The following is an 18,559-nucleotide window of genomic DNA, read 5'->3' as shown; positions in this document are numbered from 1 at the left end:
CCGAAGGCGGTTTTTTATTTGTTGAGAATCGACGCTTCAATGATGGTTGCCAAGTATGGGTCTCTAATCCAAGTTACCAAACGTTCTGTACGCTCTGCTGGTTTAAGTTTTGCCCAGTTGATGTACATATCTTTATCAACTTTATAGCTTGGGTCTTCACAATCAGAAAAATAAGGTAATTCATCTACATTTTTGTACTGCCTTCCCAACGACATCTCAAAGCTTCCAAGTTTGAACGGCGTTTTTTCCGCTGTATTGCGTTGTGCTAGAGAAGACACCTTTAGAACTGCTTCTTGGAATCGACCAGATGTCGAAACAACGGGTCCAAATGGTCGAAGCCCCTTGATTTCTTGCCCGTTCAGCGCTTTAAATGCGAACTCGAAACGAGACGCGTAGACCACCTTACCATCGAAATCTTCATCCATGTCTATGTTGGATAGAGCCTCAGAGACAAAATCCGCATCTATATTTTTGTTAACCACATCACTGTCATCTAGCGTCCATTTAGAACCGTCCTTCTTTAGTATCCCAATATAAGTAAGGTTACTTAGATACTCAGGACCAGCGGTAGTTTCAGCTCCGAATACGGCTTCATTATCAAAAGTGGTAGATAGCTTTAGTGAAACTGGAACACTCTGCCATTCGAGGTTTTGTCCCTCATACGACTCTTTTCTGTGCTTGCCACCAATAAGCATAACTTCCATAGCGAATGACTTATTCGAAGTCCAATCAAAGCCTTTGAGCTCATCTGCAGTAGTGAACATACTGTCCTCGTTCATAAACTGTCGTTTATTCCCATAGTTGACCGCAATCGCACTGTGCTTAATGTCATCGATAACAGGCTTTGTCGGGCCTTTATGAACTTTACTATGTAAGACAAAATCTAACGTTAACAAATCTTTCTCTGACACACTATTTCCGTTCGCTATAAAGCCCGATTTAGCAGAGAGTGTATAGTTATGGTTTGTATCGACCCCTACAGGAATCTGTCTAGGTGACGTAATAAATCGTCCGACTGTCTTGTCCACTCGTACTGGTAGCTTATAGTTGCTTCCAGATAGAGTGAACTCATAGGTCATATTTTTGAAGCCACCGCTGTTTACATATTCTTTGAGTACATCTTGTTGGGAGTTAATTTTTATCACCTGCCCAAAAATCGGACCGAGAGCAACTTTAGATAAGTAGCCGCTATAATCGACTAGATCATGCTTGGCGATCAAAGGCTTCACTCCAGAGAAGACATCATCACCAAAGTAAAAATACGGCTCAAACTCACAACCAATAAGGACTTTGCTGTCTACTTTTTCCGCCTCAAAAAATTCGGCCAACTCACCTTTGGGGTCTACACTAAATTCCTCGTGTTTCATCGGTTTGAACATCAAATTAAACTTAGGTCCACTGGTATTAAGTAAACCGTCAGTGCGCTGATAAGACATCTCACACTGAAACACATTTGACGTCATCTGTTTTAGACTTTGTTTGCCTAACACCATTTGCCACTTCAAACGGTGGAAAGGCGATAATCGCACCTTTTTATTTGCTTTTAATCGTGCCTTCTCCCACTCATCAAAGGTGACCCATTTAGAATTGTCATGAGGCTCAGAGACTAATAATCGAACGAACCCTAGGTCCTCTTCTGATAATTTTTTAGACTCAACATTAAACTGTGTCGCAAACTCCACTAAGCCTCGTTGTTGATCGCGATTATAGAGCTTGTCTTGCACTGGAAACGCGACATTAAACGCCCCAGAAACATCTTTCCTTTTTGGAGCAATATAGTTGGCTTTGTTACGAGTAATGATTTGTTCCGCTATTTCTTCACCGTAACTTTCAACTAATTGCTTGTGTCCCTCACGACGCATGAGTTCTTGGATCCACAAGTTACACAAGTTTTCTTTTAACTCTGTGTTTAATATCCAGCCATCGGTTTCAATATATCGCTGAATGTATTCATCGATGGCTAATACTCGCCACTGTTCCGTGAACTCTTGTTCGCCCTCAGCACAAGCTCTTTGAATCAAAAGCACCAAACCATTAATAGCAAGTGCACGGCGTTGATAGCGCTTAATCAGCTCCTTTGCACCCGTAGCTTTTCCTAAGTGCTCAACTAACGCATCTGATGACGTAAAATACATCTCGGTCAATTGAGTATTAATTTCAGCCAAGGAATCAATAATCTCTGTGGTTTCATGGCTAAGTTGTTCAATTGCAGATATGCTTTTTCTAACTTCGTTGTAGGAAGACAAGTAATAATCGAAAAGCGCAGAGTCTAACAACTGGGCGCCACTCATCAGCATTTTCCCGCCTTCTTTGACAACGAAAAAGCCTCTTGCTGCCTGTCCTATTATCGGAACATAGCAAGCCATACCAACGATCATCTCGAAGATAGCTAGCTTGAGCTCTTTTGCAATTGCTTCTTCTCCCAAGTTAGCATTTAACTGAGCTAAACGCGCTTGCTCCATAGCCTTAAAGCCGAGTCGACTCGGTGGAATTCTCGCCGCAAACTCTTGTAGGTAGATTCGAACTTCAACGCGTCGGTTTATATTAAGTTGCGCGTTTTCGCGTTTGATTTCGTTGTTTGGCACCTCGACTATTGGTCGACGTTCGCCAAAAAATCGAATATCACTGACTGAAGAAAAGAACTCAGCAACATGCTGCGCTCGCTGTTGTGAAAGGTTTTGGTTATATTCTGAATCACCGTTTTGACAGGCATGCCCTTCGATTTCAACAACGGCATTGGGAATCTTCGATAGCTCTTTATCAACAGCAGCCAAATATGACAAGTGAGGAGCTTGAACCTGATTGTTATCAAAAGGAAAAACCAAGCGTAAACCGGCACCTTTATGGTCTTTAACAAACATTGCACTGTCTTCAGCAACGTCATTCGGAATGCTGCCAGTAAACGTTACATTGTCGCCTAACTTATCTATGATTTGCTTAAGTAGTAATTCCCCGCTCTTCAGACTTTCTTTCCAGACTGGTACCCAGTTCAGATAATCGCGTGATACCTGCTCAAAATAACTTTTCCTGAGTTTTGCTTTCTCTTCTGCTAAGCGTAATTGCTCGCTTTTGTCAGTGATCTCTTTTATCTCATAGAAGGTGTTAATTGCATTGAGCCCGGCACCAGCAAAGGGCGACAAAAAGCTTTTGACACTGCCGTTACCTGTCAACCACGTTCTAGCAGCACTCCCCGCCACAACGTGGGCATTACCATTTCTCGCAGGTTCAATAACCTTGATAAAGAACTTACTTTTATCAAACCCTTTCTCTTTGAGAAGCGCTTTTAAGCCCACTTGTGCTGCACGCTCGGATTCCGATGCCGCTTGGCGTAAATCTTGAAGAGTTTGGTAAGCTGCTGCGGTAGCCGATACCCCAAATGAAAACTCCAATGCCGAAATCATGGCTGGAGGTAATGCGCCCTTGTCTACTTGCCCCCAAAACGTGTTTGCTAAACTCCCAATCACATCATGTTTACTTGATGGGTTTTGATGAATATTAATGCCAGCATTAACCAAACTTGGTGTAACTTTTGTGCCAATCTCCCACAGTGCAGCACTCATACTGGCAGTCGTTCCGCTATTCTCTAGGTTTTCAAGCTCCCCCATTCGGAAGGCTTGTAGAGCTTTAAACTGCGTAGGAAATTGGTATATCAAAGACTCTTCAAGTGAGATCATGTCGCCCGCAACAACCGCGATCTTACCAAACGGTGTCGTTTGGCTAAGCGTGATGTATTCGCGTAGCTCGTAGCTGACTCTAGTAGCATCACCAAATTCATCATACTCTTTGGTTACATTAGTGGCATTCTGTGCAAACTCAGGGATCTCATCAATAAGTTCAGTGTCAAAAGCCACTTCAATGGTGTACATGCCATCAGTAAACACGTCCGAAGCTAACGGAAACAACGCTATTGGACGATGCGAATCACTGTTTCGGTCAAGTTGTGCTTGCGTTATGATTTCTTCGTCTTGCAGGTTGAGGTGCTGTCCGCTCTCCTCATCAAAACGAGTAACTTTAACAATTGCATCAGCATACTCTTGTGTTGAAAATGCTACTGCGAGAAATGAGAACGTGGGTACAATAAAGCCACGAATGGGCTTATCTTCAGGAACAGAGTCATACCACTTGTTATACGCAACTTGCTCATCAGTTAGTGCTTGAGTGCCCGCTTCATATTTAGGCGCAAGTTGTGAGCGCTTTACTTCTGTGACAGCGTATTCCACTTTTTTTTCTAGCGAGTTCAGTGTTTTCTTGCTCCCATTTCCCTTTAGATTTCTTAAGATAGAGGCAAGATCTGAGCACGCCTTTTTGATTGGGCGAGCATTACTCTGCGCACCAATCGCCAACTCTGTGAGCATTGACCATTCAGGAAAAGACAGCTTGTACGTCTTCTGTGCTAACTCATGTACTGGCGAACGCAGTACCAAAACCTGATTGATATTGGTTTTTTGGTTTTTCTGAGTAGAATCACCCAGTACATGTAAACGACCTAAATCGTCTGTCGCCCAAAGGGCTGCGCTTTCCTCACCTAAATTTATTGCAATGGGAAGCCGTGACATAGGGCGGATATTTTTCAACTCTTCTAACGAGGTCAGGTCTTTTTCGATATTGAGTGCTTTATATCGAGGGTTCTGTGCATCCCCAACATTAGGAAAATCGACACCAAACAAATAGACATCTGTTGGTAAATACTTAAGGTCATTACTCATCGTTTTCTACCTCCAGAAAACGCCCGCCGTCAGCATCGGCATTATAAAGCACTGGGGTTTTAGCAACTCTGCCAGAATGAATCACCTTCCATGACTGAGCGCCATTTCCATTCATTTCATAACGGTAATCTGCCCCATAACGTCTTATGGTTATTTTTGCTGCTCCTCTCTGTGTTTCATTACCGTTGTTACTGATATTTACAACTTTCGCATAAACGTTCTTTTCATCGCCTTCCTTAGAAAACGCAAGCCAAGTTTGATCCTCAACATTGATCAGCACCTTACGATACGAGTTTATGCCCCATACATATTTACCATTGGGGCTGATAGCAATTTGGCGGTAGATGCGCTTCTCAATATCGATGGAGTCTTCAAACTCTTTTTCAGGTAAAATCGTGTATAAGCGTTTGAGTGTCTTGGCGTCATAAACCCCAACCCCCAAGCCCGCAGCATTGATTAACTTGCCATCTACAATGACCGTATCTTCAGACAACGGTACATCTACCTCTTCTTTGGTTCCCGTCGCGAGTGTGTATTTAAAGCGCTTAAAACCGTCTGAGAAATAGATGTAGCTAGAATCGTCCGCCCAGACCAAATATGGCTTAGTACTCGCGCTACCCAGCTGAATGGTCTGTTGCGTTTCTAAGTCAAAGATTGCCTTTATCAAAGGCCCACCAAAGCTATAGGCATAAGCCACATAACGATTATTGGGTGAACGACTCGTCACATAGTTCTGTGGTGAAGCTGTACTTGGTATATCATCTGTGACTAAGCGTAAATCTGTCCCATCAATTTTCACGCTCCAAATTTTGTAGCCGTTTTCGTAATCATTTACGAGTGGGTCGTTAAACTTAACATTATTCCACCAAAACTGAATTCGAGGTTTGTCATAGGAGCTTGCGTCAGATAAGTCTTCACGAGGCCACTCTTTTGCTCGGCGTACGGCATAACCTGGTTTGACAGGAAGCGTACCTGGGTATTCAGGCTTAGACAGATCTTCAGAGTAAACAATAAAGTTATGCTCACTTTGCCATTGGCAGCGTGGTCCTGTCACATCTTTGCGTTCGAATGACGTTGTTTCACCAACGTTGTAACAAGCCTTTTGAGCGGGTTCTTTTTCTACGGATTGTGTTGTTGCAGTATTCGAAGTTTGATTACTTTCTTCACCACAGCCTGTTAATAACATAACTGTCGAAAGAAGCGTGATACTTAACGTTGTTCGTTTCATTTTATAATAGTTCCGTGAGTTCAATGTCTTGATAAATTACTGACATTAAGACCGTTTTATCTGAGTTATGAGATCGGCAATGACGGGTTAGATTGACCCTTTTAACTTCTGGTAACCAACCACTAAACACGACTTCTTTGCAATACTGATCCACAAACTCAGCCTCGCGCAAAAAAATCTTTTGGCTCCATGTTTCATCAACACACGTCAGTTGGAAATAATCATCTGGTTGATCGCACTGAGGGTTACTTTTATACGTGATTACAATGCCTTCACTTGGGGAGTTAACAACAACGGCAGCAACACCCTGTTCTTTTTGACTGACAATATTGTAATCTGATTTGCTTGGCGCTTGAGTATCTAGATTCGGCAGCGAAATCACAGGTTCGGATCTCGCATCAAAGTTGTGAGCAGAAGAATAATCACAGAGGTCTACTTCAACCGCTTTTTCATTATTCCCGCTCTTTAATTCATTGAGTTGCTGAGTATTGAGTTGAGTCCGAGAATAATAGAGAGCAACATCACTTTGTACGCTACCGTTTATTTTGTATGGAAGCCAAATATGAGGCAAAGGAACACCAAGTGGCTCTCTCTTTGTTTTACTTCCAGCCTTAAATGGACTCAATTCGGTTTGAAGTAATTCTGTGTATGTTTCGCCTTCGTTAGGCCAACCAGCGACAACTACCTCGACTTCTTCTGCAGTAAGACCAAAAACACGGGCGCAAGCGTATTCGTCCAACACACCCTCATAGACTTTTTTACCGTCTTGGTACAACTGAAACGCTTCCCCTGACAGAAATGCTTCGGAGTCTTCATCATATAAGCTAATATCGACCGATCTTTGAGGCGAGGACTTAGTGCTTTGGTAGAGTGATAGATCGACATCCGAAAAGCGTCCGTCGTTTTGAACTTGGATTTCTCGCCAAACTTCTGATTGCCAAACGACATAAATATAACCGCGATCGATAGATACATACCCTGAATCACTCTTATGAACTGGAACCACAGGCACTAACACGTTATCCCACTCATCCATTTGAGTTTCTTTATCAACGGGTTGCAGGTCTTCGGCGAGTTTAAGCAAAATTGGCTGAGGCTGGTCAGTGCAAGGGATTTTGATGTAAAGCGTTTTGCCCTCAGCTTCGAGATCTTTAAATGTCGCGAGGCTGCGGTGTTTGTTTTCTGTATCAGCCTTGCCTACTGTGACTTTTTCTTTTTGAGCTTCGGTTTTTCCCAACATCAAACATGCCGCGTTGCTAGACCACTGCCCTGCAAACTCGACAACGATTTTTTGATCTGGACTTGGCTCAGAGGGGACATGCATGTAACTACGAACTAAAGCAACATCTTCGGTAACCTGCTTGTATCCTGCTTTAAAAGCTTTGCTTTCATTCGAAGCAGATACAGAGTCAACGAGTGTTTTAAGTCTAGGGAAGCTTTGCAGCTGAGAGTCCGTCAATGGCGACCGACGAGCAACGGTAGATAATGACACCCAATTGCCTTTTCCCAATTCGATTCTTATAGCAGCTAGCAATGCGCTGGTCGTTTTTTTGGCAGAGATGGAAATCTTTTGTGCCAATTCTTTAGGGAGGTTTCTAAGGATGTCATCTGAATTTCGCAAACGCGAAAGCTGTCCTATACACTCGTCCGGTGTAAGAACATAAGATAGCTCGTTGGAGGATAGCTTCGAGCTAGGTATAAATTTGCAAACTAAATGCATTTGAATTCTCCACAACCAACATCGTAAATATGGCTGCGGTGACAATTAAGCTGATAAGGCTTACAAGTACGATTTGGTCTGCGTATCCTACTTACTTAGCCATTTATTTTCAACGAGATAGAAAAATCGCCCGAAATCAAAAACACCAAAAAAATGGTAATTTTTACTATCAAAACATGCGATTTAACCACAATAAAAGCCAGTAACATCACCCACTCTGTCAAAATGGTAAAATCTTACTATCTAAAAAAATTTAATTTATGGACTGAAGTTAACAAAAATCGTAGTAACGTGCGCTTCAGGTAAGCACGAGGAAATTCAGAAGTTTATGAGGTGCCCTCCTCAGCAACAAACAACAAATTGACTGTTACTGAGGAAGTTTAAATAAAAAGGTGAGCGCATTACGCACTCACAAAAGTAACTGCTCTGAAGCTTGCTAGGATTAAATTTGCTTCATCGCGAGTTAAAGAGGCGAGGTATTACCCATCGACCTCATGCAGAACACTATACTCAGAGTATAGAAACGAGCGTAAATATATAATATTTAAAAAGATTTTCAACGCGACACATTCACCACAGCACCTACCGAGCGCCCATCACAATCACGTCATACACACCTAAAAGCAACATTGGCCTAGTTATTATAGTTATTCAGCCTTGTATTAAGACGATTCATTAATTCGAGTAACTTATCAATAAAGGCAATTATTTTGATAAATATCACAAAAAGTCCCAAATAAATAAAGCGAGCTAAACGCTCGCTTTATTTATGCCGCATTTTTTAAAGTTTTGTTCTCACTAAAATATCGGTTGTAGACAGCACCTAAGGAGGCTGTACTTGCGAAACGATCATAGTTCAATGTTGCTTGGACCTCTTCGGCAGAGGCAGACAGCTTGTTGGTACCATTCACATAAATCGTTACGGCTCCGTCCTTCAGTCCTGAAAGATCTAAATCAGTTGTCCATGAGTCTGAAAACACGGTAGCCATGCCTGTGGCTTCTGTACCATCAGCGTCGACTGCTTTGATATCTATATACTCACCATCTTCAAACCGTTCACTGCTACCACTTACTGTCACGCTTTCCACTCCAGCAACATCGTTGATAGCATCTAGATGTATTGTTGGTGTAATTGGCATGGAGTAAGCCGTGTTCTGGCTACCTGTATTCCCTGACAAGTCTTGGAAGTCACGAACAAGCAACGCCACATTGAGCTCTGACGTGCTTGGTACCACCACATCACCAGTCCAAACGCTTGGGTCCGCGGTTGCCACTAATGAGGTGATCGTCGTACCGCCTAACTCCGCCGCTGCGGATTGCAGATCTTTATCGAATTCCAGCGTTACCGTCACGCTTTGGCCGATGGCTTGGTGCTCAGGAGTAAACGTCACGTTAGTCAGTGTTGGCAAGGATTGCGCGAGAGTAAAGCTCTGGCTTTCACTCACTTCAATACCCACTGAGTTCGTCCCCGTCACAATCACGGTATAAGTGCCATTGGTTTGGTGACTCATATCCATTGCGTCACTGGTCCAAGTGCCACCGGCTTGTACCGTCGCACTGCTGCTTTTCAATACTGTCGCGCTGCCTTGGGCTTTTACTTCAAGACGCAGGGACTGACCGTCAAAACGTGTCGACGTGCCTTCGAATTGTAGCGTGGCGGCTTGCGTTTCATCTACACTGCCAACTGGAGTGATGGCTAAGGTCGGCGTGATCGGCATGGAGTAAGCCGTGTTCTGGCTACCTGTATTCCCTGACAAGTCTTGGTAGTCACGAACCAGTAACGCCACATTGAGTTCTGACGAGCCTGGTACTACCACATCACCGGTCCAAACGCTCGGATCCGATGTTGCCACTAATGAGGTGATCGTCGTACCGCCTAACTCCGCCGCTGCGGATTGCAGATCTTTATCGAATTCCAGCGTTACCGTCACGCTTTGGCCGATGGCTTGATGCTCAGGCGTAAACGTCACGTTAGTCAGTGTTGGCAAGGATTGCGCGAGAGTAAAGCTCTGGCTTTCACTCACTTCAATACCCGCAGAGTTCGTCCCCGTCACAATCACGGTATAAGTGCCATTGGTTTGGTGACTCATATCAATTACGTCACTGGTCCAAGTGCCACCGGCTTGTACCGTCGCACTGCTGCTTTTCAATACCGTCGCGCTGCCTTGGGCTTTCACTTCAAGATGCAGGGACTGTCCATCAAAACGTGTCGACGTGCCTTCAAATTGTAGCGTGGCGGCATGCGTTTCATCCACATTGCCGACTGGCGTAATAGCTAAGGTCGGTGTGATCGGCATGGAGTAAGCCGTATTCTGGCTACCTGTATTCCCTGATAAGTCTTGGTAGTCACGAACCAGCAACGCCACATTGAGCTCTGACGTGCTTGGTACCACCACATCACCAGTCCAAACGCTTGGGTCAGCGGTTGCCACTAATGAAGTGATCGTTGTACCACCTAACTCCGCAGTGGCTGCTTGCAATGCTTTATCAAATTCCAGCGTCACCGTCACGCTTTGGCCGATGGCTTGATGCTCAGGAGTAAACATCACGTTAGTCAGCGTTGGCAGAGATTGCGCGAGTGTAAAGCTCTGGCTTTCACTCACTTCAATACCCGCTGAGTTCGTCCCTGTCACAATCACGGTATAAGTGCCATTGGTTTGATGACTCATATCCATTGCGTCACTGGTCCAAGTGCCACCAGCTTGTACCGTTGCACTGCTGCTTTTCAATACGGCAGCGCTGCCTTGGGCTTTCACTTCAAGACGCAGGGACTGTCCGTCAAAACGTGTTGACGTGCCATCGAATTGTAACGTGGCGGCTTGCATTTCATTCACACTGCCCACTGGAGTGATGGCTAAGGTCGGCGTGATAGGTAATTCGTGAGCGGTGTTATCCTCCCCTATGTTACCAGTCAAATCTTTAAACTGACTAACAACCAAGTCGACACTTAACAGCGCGGTGCTCGGAACTTGTACATCACCAACCCAGACCTTTTTATCTGCCGTTGCGGACAGAGAACTGATGCGATTGCCGCCAAGCTTGGCGGTCGCCTCTTGGAGCTCTTTATCAAACTCAAGCGAGACACTCACGCTTTGCCCCACACTCTGATGCTTGGGGTTAAATGTCACATTAGTCAGTTTTGGTAAAGTTCCTTCAACCGCGATACTTAAACTGCTTCCCTTTCCTGGAATGGTGTTGGTACTTTGGTAGCTATCATCCTCTACCTGTATTGTTATGTCTTTATCTTGCTTTTCTGGACTGATGTAATTAACCGTCCACGTAACATTGTCTGAAGTCGACCAAGTATCTTGTTTTAACGTTCCTGTTGCACCGCTATCACTAGCGACGAGATGGACATCTGAGATATCAAAGTTCGTAACTTCTTCTGTAAAGTTAAACGCGAGCGTAATCTCTTCGCCTCCAAAAAGAGGGGCGCTTGAGGCGGTAGAGATACTTAGCCCGGGAACGGTTGCCGCTTCCACATGCGCGTCAATAGAACTTTCACTCTTGTTATCCACCTTGTCTGTTGCTGCCACCGTGATCGTATGATCGCCTTTAGGTAACAAATAGCTTATGACATAAGGCCCCGCTTCGGTTGTCGGCTCAGTAATCGCTTGAGGAGCCACAGTGCTGCCACCACTCACCGCTTTTGACGTGACGAGATTTAAATTTTTATCTGTAATGTATGCACTAATTTCTAGCTGATACTTATCGTTTGTCGGTATCTTAGAGATTTGATTAGCACTTAAGCCAGAAATACTTGGAACGTCATAATCAACAATAGACTCGATAACTTGTCCATCATAACTTTTGCCTAGTAATTCAAAGCTTGTATTCTCTCTTCCAACTGAGTCCGTCACCGTCACCTTAAGGGTATATACCCCTTGGTTATCGACGGCAAAGTTCATCATTCCATTACCACTAGATGAGATAACATCACCTGAGTAACGCAAGGAATCACCGAGGCTTGGAATAAGCTCCATAGAATATTGTGAAGCTTTCACTCTTTCTCCTTCCACCGTAGATACCGTAAACGGCTGGCTCGCCTTGGTTAAAAACAGTTTCCCACCCTGCAAACTCGTAATTCCATCGAAATCAACTGTGACTTTAGGAACACTAATATCAATGACTTTTCTGATATCAGAATACAGTCCGACGCTATCTGTCGCTTTGATGTCTACTGTGATTGAACCACGCCCCTCTAACTGAGATTTCGGTAGTTCAAAGTACGTAGATGAACCATTCCCATCCTCTACTCTTTCTTCTTGATAACTCGGGTTTAAAACCGAGTAGTTTACTTTTGCGAGGCTGCTACCAGTGTCCGTTATATCAAAACGAAAACGAACATTATCAGGATTTGTTGGCGATTCGGTTACGATAATCTCATCGCCAACACTTGGAGGTGTGTTGTCAACTTTAATATCAACGGTCGCTTCACCGACTCTCGACCACACATCCGTTGCGGTAATAATTGTCCTGATCGTTTTTCCATCAGCATCGCTAGGAAGTTCACTCGTAAATGTTGAACACTTGTAGGTTGGGTCATCTGCACACACTTCCAATTGCGCAAACTTCTCCGGATTATCTTTATAGTTGTAGGATTCCGTTCCAAATCTGGCCATCACATTGTCTAGCCTAGAGTTTTCATACAACTTAATTCTGAATTTAGCGACAAGCTGCTGACCATTAATGGTTGTGTTTCCAACCGGATCAGTAATTTCAACGACTACCGAACCTTTAGGTAATTCAAGCAGCAGATCATGCTCTGGCGTCAAGTTTCCTGCTAAATCAGATACGTTCTTGATTTTGTATTCTTGAGTTGTACTCAGGCCATCAATAATATCGGCGTAGGATTCAGAATACGTACACTTGATATTTCCAACACCTTTGGCACAGGTCGTTGGTGTATAAGCTTTGTTGCCAAGATTACGAACCAACTTTGGATATTTATCTGAACTTTCAGTATTCACGCCTGACAAAGCATCATTAAAAGAGAGCTCGAATGTGAGCATCTTCTTATTCAAAGCTTCATCAAACCAAACATCACTTCCTTTAAAACTGTATGAGTTACCATCTACGACTGTCGGTGCATCAATATCCACCATCGAAAAATTGAACTTGTTGATCGTTTCACGCCCATTTGTACCCAAGGTTTTAGTGATCAAAGTAACAGGTGCTTTGGTCATGTTTTGCCCAACATTGACACTACAACTGTAAGGTTCTTGCGATACGTTGATAACACCAGAGGTTGGTTGCTCATTAGTTGGTGGCGCATCTAGAGAGCTGTATTCTTCACGAACCCAACACTCTAACGTTTTGGCTTTGACCGCACTCAATGTAGTAAAGGTGACATCAAGAACACCATCAGATAAGTAATTTTGGAAGTCCAGCGGGCTTTCAACTGTTAGAACCACGCCTTCACGCTGTACGCTAAAGGTTTGGTTTACTTTTCCAACCTTTCGGTCTTTTTCATCAAGGTAACGAACTTTGTTGTAAACCTTTATATCAAGTTCATAGTTACCATCTTTGGCAATTTGTGTAGAAAGCAGCGTTGCCGTCCAAGTGCCATCTGCGGTTTCTGAGAACGTAAAGTTAGTCCCGTTTTGCTCTCCAGAGAATCTATACGTTGAGTCAATTCGATCAACGCCACTATCATCAACAATATCAAGCGTAAGTACGATATTCCCATCTTGATAGATGGTGTTGTTTGTAATTGGCGTTCCATCCGTGTAACTCATCGCCAGCGTCACCTGCGGGATTGAGTTGTACACTTTGACGGTAAAATCTTGCTCATCACTGGTTAAGGTTGTGTTGCCACGAACATCAGACCCTTTTAAACGAACCTTGTGTGTACCCGTACCTAAATCACCAAGGCTCACTTTGAGATCCTCATTGATTTTTGTACCGGGAGAGCCAGGTAATGGCTCCAGATCGCTAAACGTCCAATACTCTAGGCTTTCTCGATTGACACCATTAATTGAAACATCACCGTTTGCATTTAGGTCTAGAGCCGTTAGGTCAAAGACATAGTTACCTAAGTAGTAGTCATTCGCATTGAAACCACTTAATCCTAATGTTGGTCCATCACGATCAAGAATAACCTTGTGCGTGTTAGAACTAGACTCAAAACCATAAATATCGGTTGCTTTTACATACAATGACGTTGTTTTTTCATCTTCAGAAATGTCTATTTTATCTGTGTCACTCTTGATAAGAGACATGACAAACTCTTTAGATGAATCCGTTGGCACAATTGTCTTAATTGGCGAATCTTTACCACTTTGATACAGCGAGACTTGCTCAAGGTCTGAATCGTCTATTACGGATTTAAATCGCACATTGAACTCACGCCCTATGACATAGTTCTCTTTAGACAATGTGTCTTCAACCCAAGGCGTATTTAGGATGATTTCGGGGCCTTTGTTATCGACTTGGAAAGTGAATTTCCCTGTTGTACTGACATTGGCAGGGTAAGCGTTGTCCGTCGCAGTGACGTAAAATTCATTCCATTCATCGTAATCAAATGCTTTTGAAACCAGTTGGACTTTGACGTCAGGCTGTTCACCAACTAGGTATGGTACGTCACACGCCTCTGTTAGAGGGTCACAGCTTTCTAATGTCAGAGCCTGACCAGATCCGCGGCGCAGATCTATTTTTACGTTATTGCCAGAGCTTAACGTCCCCCAATCAATGACAGGTGTCCATTGGTTATTACCACCTAAACGGCTTTGAACCTGCTCGCTTTTTACAATAGGAGCTTCAGAGTCGATACGAATATTGAATCTCGGAGCGGTGCTAGTTAACTCTGAAACGGAGTTACCTAAGTTGTCCTCTGCTGCGGCAACAACTAACCAATCACCATCACCCGGGTAAATCGTCGCGCCTTGATTTGAACAAAGCTCCCCCGTACATAATTTGACTTTAAAGGCGTCTTTCGAGTTATTCGAAAAGTCCTCTGGTGTGTATGTGACTTTTTCACCCGTTTGCTGGTAGAAAACAAGACCTCTTGAAGAAAGCTTGTCACCCACAACGTCTTCAACCTTGAAGGTCAATTCATGGGTATTTTTGGCATTTAAATAAATACCGTCTTCTACAGGTTTACCATCGACGTCATTAGGTGGGAGGTAACTCGTTTTAGGGAAATCATTATCAATAAATACCGTTTCTATAAACGGAGCTTTGCCATCGTAACCATACGCATTGCCATGTGGGTCCATGGCACTGGTTTCCACAGCAAACTCTACAATATCTTTTAGTTCACTAGACTGAGAGTTAAGGGTAAAGAGGTACTCTTTTCGATAAGCATTGCTGTTGCCAGGGTTCTCTACAATGTTGATGTCCAGCGGTATTTCAATGTTTGGCTCACTGGCTTGATACCACATCGTGCTAAACTTCGGACCATAAGCGTCGGTTTCTACAATACCAGAAGGATCGTCTAGGACAATTTTAGAAACAACTTCACCAGCAATATAAAGCTTATTGCCAACCATCGTCTCTCGACCGCTTTCAATCGTTAATTTTGGCTGTGGAGGCAAGATATCGATACTGCTACCCTCTGTATCAAAAATGTTCTTACCATTTAAGTTAGGATTAGCCATCGAAATATCATCAGCATAGAGCTGCGCGATATTGGTCTCAATACCGTATTTGCTCGCCATGATTTCGTAATACGATTGCGCTAAATCCTTTCGATAAGTATCGGAACCGAATTGATAAGAATCGAGCATAACCTGACGTCCACCAACACCAATACCATTCGCTTTTCCATCAAAGCTCAAATCATCGTAAATAGCGGAGGCAAAATCTAATGAGTTATTTCTCGGCATTCCTTGAGCAATACTATCGATGGCTTCGACAAGAAATCGGTGTAGATAATCGTTTGATGGCTTTTCTGGAATCGCTTTAGTAGCAAGCATTTCGTTCGTTGCATAAGGCACAACCGTTGGATCAAACCCAAAGAACGAATTGTTGTTCGTACCTGATAACGCGTAGCGCACCTCATCAAGAATTTGAATCGCACGCTCAGAAGTTTTCTCTCCGGCAGTGACTTGATCCCACTGGAAATCAAACAAGCTAGTCTGATATGTCGATAGTTCAGTAATATAGTAAGTTTGAGAGCCATTGAGCTTAAAGTACACGCCAATATTGGCCTTGTTTAAATCAACCGTTACTTTTTTGGTTCCTGGATCTCTTTTCCATTGATAGTAGTATGGCTCGCTGCCTTCGATACCAATTAAACGAACACGCATGAAGTCATAATTCACAACATCAGTTGTGGTTTCACAACTCGCGACGTCAAGAGCCATTGATTGGTCACTTTCCAATTGTTGGATAGTGGTACAACTCGCAAGTGAAGTGAATTCACCATTTGGACTCAACCCTTCAAGTTGAGCTCGCGCACCAATAAATGGTGTCACCACTTTTATAGTTGGCAGATCAAAGCTACTTCTAAAATATACTTCTCTTGGAGTGCTTTCGTTATCAGACTCATCGACGGTTTGAATGACTAACTTTTGACTACTGTTTTCTGATACCGATTTAAAGCTGTCACCCAAAATATCTCTTACAAATGGAATGTAATAGATGACATCTTCTACACGCCCATTGCTGTCTAACAGCGTTTCGTGCGGAATTTTTGCGATGTAATCGTCATCTGATGCGGTTGTATCAATAACTTGCTGAAGTGAGTAGTTGTTATCGTTATTTTGGCTGACATAATACTTGACGACGAGCTTAAGTTTATTGGCGTTGGAGCCTAAAACCGTATCGGTATTTACGTCCGATACTTTCACACGAACATAAGGGATTTTATTCTCTTTCAACAAGTTAGCGTTGAAGTTACTAAAATCCACCCCTTTTAATGAATTCTGAATCCCTATACTTGCGTACGCATAGTCAATCTTCAAGAAATCGCGGCTCGCTTGAACATTGTCTGGGGTATACGTATCTTGAGAATAGATACCATCGTAAGTGGTTCGTTCACCATCTAAACCGACATTTACGTACGTCATTGACGCACCTTCAGGATAAGTAATCGTTTGTGCTGGCGCTTGATCGTCACGACTTACTGCATGCTGACTGGTGCCCGTGTTACCTTTGCTATCCTTCGCTCGAACCTCAAAGACCGTCGTAGATAGGAATTCATCAGTTGGGTAAGCCTTACTAAACTCACAAGCATTTCCAGACTCTACAGTGACAGGAGAACATGTGACGTCCTCATGTAAGCCATCTTTAAATGAAATACTGACCGAACTGATCTCTTGCGAGCTTTCTTTTACAACCCCTTTCAGAACATACTCTTTAAGTTGGTTATTAATTGCACTCGCCGATGTAATATCGATAACAGGCGCATCGTTATCCCACTCAAAATCGATATGAAGACCCGAATGGCTGCCTGGAATTAACTCATTACCCAGTACATCCGCTGTATATAAGACTAATCGTGCTGCTGTTACGTTTGAGAGCCCTGTGGCAGGGTTCATATCCACACTATCGATCTCTTTGGTATTAATGTTAACTTTAACGTTGGTTTCTCGAAGGCCAACTTCAAAATCATCAAATTCAACCGAACAGAATGTGCTTCCAAAATCTTGTATGTCGTTACATTGAAATTCACCAGACCAAGAGCCATTAATCTGATACTGAATAAAGGCGGATACGTCTTCTACACCGATAGCATCAACAATCTTTAGATCAACTTTGTCAGTGCCAGCGAGCACATCACTGTCCGTACGAGTAACTATTGGCGCATCTGTATCAATATCCGTACCATCTCGCGGCGGAATGACGCCATCAGTACTGCCATATGTACCTAAGTCATTAAGCTTCTTACTAAAGTCGACATAGTCTGCGGCATCAGTACCAGAGATATTGACACTTGGATCGTTTACCACGATCAGAACATGCTGAGATAAATCACGTGTATAAATGTCGCTATTTATCTTTTTCTGTCCAAAGCTGAGGGGAGTCACTGCTCCTGAAGTCTGGCTCACTTCAAGACCATCAAGAACACCATCTGCAATAACATCCCGATATTGGATGTCAGCGAAATGCATTGAAGTGTAGACGTTATCGCTGTTGCCGTATTTTTTTATAAGATCGTAAGAGTAAGACGAGTATGCAGTTAATAAAGCGCCGTATTGATGCCCAGCACTAGCAAAACTGCTTTGCCCACCTTTGGTTATATCAATAGGTTTGGTCTCATTTACGTCAAACCCATACATGCTATTGATACTATCCAAAGCGGTTGAAAAGGCACTCTCATCTGTGGATCCTTGAGAAATTTTGTACTTTGCCAAGCCTGCTGCCAAGTTCGACAGCGGAGTAAGCATTAACTTTTGCTCACTCCCCTCTTTAAAGTTCACAACACCTTCAAATTTAAGTGTCTTCGCATTGCTCACTGATACCGTTTCATTTGTAAACGGGTCGGTATAACTCCCCTCTTTTGCAACAACAAAAAGAGGCATTGAAGACGATTCAAACTCTAGCAGATAGTTTCCGAACGCATCAGACGTCGTGTTAGCCAACTTCCGGCCTAAGTTTCCATTTTTGAACTCGAAAACCTCAATCTTTGCGCCATTTACAGGGGCGTCAAAAACCATACCGGAAATGCTTCCTTTGCTTCTAGCTGGAGGTGTGTTGTCTCCTCCATCACCACCACCACATGCACTCAATAAAAGAGATGTAAGCGTAAGACCTAATGTTAATTTCAGCGTATTTTTAGCGAACATAGTAATTTGGCAAAATATATTTTGCCGAGATTATATTATTGTAAAATATTTTCTCAACGTGACAATAACACCATTTAAAAAGCCAAAAACACCAGGCCAACCGTCACTTTTACTAAATTATTAAATTAAAATCATCACCTATAATTATTCACTTAGTTAAAACGGAGGAATTAGC

The 18,559-nt window shown here is 43.2% G+C and carries 4 protein-coding genes; all 4 read right to left on the bottom strand.

Annotation, left to right across the window (positions count from 1 at the left end; translation table 11 throughout):
- Nucleotides 1-14 precede the first annotated feature (14 nt).
- Nucleotides 15-4,706 (bottom strand): OmpA family protein, encoded by a 4,692-nt coding sequence (locus L3V32_RS19210; protein WP_237284936.1) that lies wholly within the window; start codon nt 4,704-4,706, stop codon nt 15-17.
- Nucleotides 4,699-5,934, bottom strand: a complete 1,236-nt coding sequence (locus L3V32_RS19205) for a hypothetical protein (RefSeq protein WP_102387268.1) — start codon at nt 5,932-5,934, stop codon at nt 4,699-4,701. The genes L3V32_RS19210 and L3V32_RS19205 overlap by 8 nt, the downstream gene beginning before the upstream one ends.
- Nucleotide 5,935: 1 nt before the next feature.
- Complete coding sequence (locus L3V32_RS19200; RefSeq protein ID WP_237284935.1) at nt 5,936-7,654, bottom strand: hypothetical protein; 1,719 nt, start codon at nt 7,652-7,654, stop codon at nt 5,936-5,938.
- Between the two features lie 767 nt (nt 7,655-8,421).
- Nucleotides 8,422-18,255, bottom strand: a complete 9,834-nt coding sequence (locus tag L3V32_RS19195) for a tandem large repeat (protein WP_237284934.1) — start codon at nt 18,253-18,255, stop codon at nt 8,422-8,424.
- Between the last annotated feature and the right edge of the window lie 304 nt (nt 18,256-18,559).

Source organism: Vibrio sp. J2-4, from assembly GCF_021728155.1.
Taxonomy (GTDB): domain Bacteria; phylum Pseudomonadota; class Gammaproteobacteria; order Enterobacterales; family Vibrionaceae; genus Vibrio; species Vibrio diabolicus.
The sequence above is the reverse complement of the archived record's forward strand: the minus strand, read 5'-3'. Positions and strand labels throughout refer to the sequence as shown.

Coding starts and splice junctions, on each gene's coding strand:
- L3V32_RS19195 (WP_237284934.1), bottom strand. CDS start 18,255: ATGGTTTTTGACGCCCCTGTAAATGGCGCAAAGATTGAGGTTTTCGAG.
- L3V32_RS19205 (WP_102387268.1), bottom strand. CDS start 5,934: ATGAAACGAACAACGTTAAGTATCACGCTTCTTTCGACAGTTATGTTA.
- L3V32_RS19200 (WP_237284935.1), bottom strand. CDS start 7,654: ATGCATTTAGTTTGCAAATTTATACCTAGCTCGAAGCTATCCTCCAAC.
- L3V32_RS19210 (WP_237284936.1), bottom strand. CDS start 4,706: ATGAGTAATGACCTTAAGTATTTACCAACAGATGTCTATTTGTTTGGT.